This is a genomic window from Stenotrophomonas sp. AGC87 (assembly GCF_057333975.1).
This window is the reverse complement of record NZ_JBHFHW010000031.1, coordinates 35,293-37,718: the sequence shown is the minus strand read 5'-3', so window position 1 is coordinate 37,718 and position 2,426 is coordinate 35,293. Positions and strand designations below refer to the sequence as shown.

Here is a 2,426-nt window from a genome sequence, read left to right as displayed (position 1 = left end):
CCCCCCCCCCCCCCCCCCCCCCCCCCCCCCCCCCCCGCGCCTCGCAGCAGCCGACCGCTGCTGTTGCTGTTGCTGTCGCTATTGCTGCTGCAGTGACCGCGCCCTTTCGCAATGCCCCGGCCGTGGTCCGGCCAAAACATGTCTTTCGACACAAGCCCCTCCGCAACGGCTCGGGTTACCCTCAAAGACTTGTCTGACCGGAGAATTCCCCTTGACCACCCGTCTTGCCCTCGCCGTCGCCGTGACCCTCGGCCTTGCCCTGCCCGCCTATTCCGCCACCGCCGCCACCCCGGCCGCGCCCACCGCCCAGCAGGCCAACCCGTTCTTCGCCGACAGCCCGCTGCCGCTGCACTTCCCGCAGTTCGACAAGATCAAGGACAGCGACTTCGCTCCCGCCTTCGACGCCGGCATGGCCCAGCAGCTGAAGGAAGTCGAGGCGATCGCCAACAACAAGGCCAAGCCGACCTTCGACAACACCCTCATCGCCCTGGAAAAGAGCGGTGACACCCTGGATCGCGCCACCACCGTCTTCTTCAGCCTGGTCGGTGCCGACACCAACGACGCACGCAAGAAGCTGCAGGCCGACTACTCCGCCCGCTTCGCCGCGCACAGCGACGCCATCGCGCTGAACGGCAAGCTGTTCGCCCGCATCCAGACCCTGTACGACACCCGCGCCCAGCTCGGCCTCGACGCCGAAGGCGTGCGCCTGGTCGAGAAGTACTATGAGAGCTACGTCCGTGCCGGCGCCAAGCTGTCCGAAGCCGACAAGACCAAGCTCAAGGAAATGAACGCCGAACTGGCCAACCTGGGCACCAAGTTCAGCCAGAACGTGCTGGCCGAAGTGAACGCCTCGGCGATCACCGTCGATGACGTCAAGGAACTGGCCGGCCTCTCGCAGGAGCAGATCTCCGCCGCGGCCGAAGCCGCCAAGGCCCGCGGCCAGGACGGCAAGTACGTCATCACCCTGCTCAACACCACCGGCCAGCCGCCGCTGACCAACCTGGCCAACCGCGCGCTGCGCCAGAAGATCTACGAAGCCTCGGTGACCCGCGGCAGCCGCGGTGGTGAGTACGACAACACCGCCCTGGTCTCGCGCATCATGCAGCTGCGTGCCGACAAGGCCAAGCTGATGGGCTTTGCGAATTTCGCCGCCTACAACCTGACCAACCAGACCGCCAAGACCCCCGAAGCGGTCAACGCCATGCTCGGCCAGCTCGCCCCGGCCGCCGTCGCCAACGCCAAGCGCGAAGCCGCCGACCTGCAGGCCATGATCGACAAGGAACAGAAGGCTGCCGGCAAGCCCACCTTCAAACTGGAAGCATGGGACTGGGCGTTCTACAGCGAGAAGGTCCGCCAGGCCAAGTACAACTTCGACGAATCCCAGCTCAAGCCGTACTTCGAAATGAAGAACGTGCTCGAGAACGGCGTCTTCCATGCCGCCCAGCTCGAATTCGGCCTGACCTTCAAGCAGCGCACCGACCTGCCGGTCTACCACGAAGACGTCACCGTCTACGACGTGTTCGATGCCGACGGCAGCCAGCTGGCGATCTTCATCTTCGACCCGTATGCACGCGCCTCCAAGCGCGGCGGTGCGTGGATGAACTCGTATGTCTCGCAGTCCGAGCTGACCGGCTTCAAGCCGGTGGTCGCCAACCACCTCAACATCCCCAAGCCGCCGGCCGGCAAGCCGACCCTGCTGACCTGGGATGAAGTGACCACCACCTTCCACGAATTCGGCCATGCCCTGCACGGCATGTTCTCGAACGTGAAGTACCCCTATTTCTCGGGCACCTCGGTGCCGCGCGACTTCGTCGAGTTCCCCTCGCAGGTCAACGAGATGTGGGCCGATGATCCGGTCATCCTGAAGAACTACGCCAAGCACTACCAGAACGGCACCGCCATGCCGCAGGCCCTGCTCGACAAGGTCGTCGCTGCCGCCAAGTTCAACCAGGGCTTTGCCACCACCGAGTACCTCGGTGCGGCCATGCTCGATCAGCGCTGGCACCAGATCGGCCCGGACCAGGTCCCGGCTGCCAAGGACGTCATGAAGTTCGAAGCCGAGGCCCTGGCCAAGGACGGCATCTTCTACGCGCCGGTCCCGCCGCGTTACAAGACCCCGTACTTCAGCCACATCATGGGCGGCTACTCGGCCGGCTACTACGCCTACATCTGGTCCGAAGTGCTGGATGCCAACACCCAGAAGTGGTTCCGCGAGAACGGCGGCCTGAGCCGCAAGAACGGCGACCACTTCCGCCAGACCCTGCTCTCCAAGGGCGGCAGCGTCGATGCGATGGAGCTGTTCCAGAACTTCGCCGGGCATGAACCGCAGATCGAGCCGCTGCTCGAAAAGCGCGGCCTGACCTCGGGTGGCAGCAAGAAGTAAGCGTCCGCTTCAACGACGTGCAGTACGAAAGACGCCCCGCCCT

Annotated in this window: 1 protein-coding gene; it reads left to right on the top strand. The window is 65.0% G+C overall.

Translation table 11 applies throughout. From position 1 onward, the window contains the following. The first annotated feature begins 211 nt into the window (after positions 1-211). Positions 212-2,383 (top strand): M3 family metallopeptidase, encoded by a 2,172-nt coding sequence (locus ACE026_RS12520; RefSeq protein ID WP_486039251.1) that lies wholly within the window; start codon positions 212-214, stop codon positions 2,381-2,383. Positions 2,384-2,426: the final 43 nt, after the last annotated feature.